Origin of the sequence: Leifsonia sp. SIMBA_070 (genome assembly GCF_046534635.1) — a bacterium.
GTDB lineage: Bacteria > Actinomycetota > Actinomycetes > Actinomycetales > Microbacteriaceae > Leifsonia.
The window spans coordinates 1-264 of the sequence record NZ_JAWRYK010000418.1 but is presented as its reverse complement, the minus strand read 5'-3'; the positions used below and the strand labels follow the sequence as shown (position 1 = coordinate 264).

At 35.2% G+C, this 264-nt stretch carries 1 protein-coding gene; it reads right to left on the bottom strand.

What is annotated here, in order from left to right:
- A partial coding sequence (locus SB754_RS20910) for a glycosyltransferase family 2 protein (protein ID WP_410784269.1) occupies positions 1-264 on the bottom strand: 264 nt, incomplete at both ends.

The following is a 264-nucleotide window of genomic DNA, read 5'->3' as shown; positions in this document are numbered from 1 at the left end:
CGTTAGCCTTTTTGGAACCAACATTTCGTGCATTTGCAGCACCTAAACCGTCCGTTTTCACTAGTGTAATCGTGATTGGGTACTCATGGGAAGACAAAAACTCACAACATGCGTCTTCAGAAGCATCATCAACAATTATAACTTCATAACTAAAGTCTGTTTTTACTTTTACTAAAGAATCTAACGTATTTTTTACGTTAATACCTTCATTTTTTACCGGAAAGATAATGGATACTATTGGATTGCTACTGGACATATGTAAAC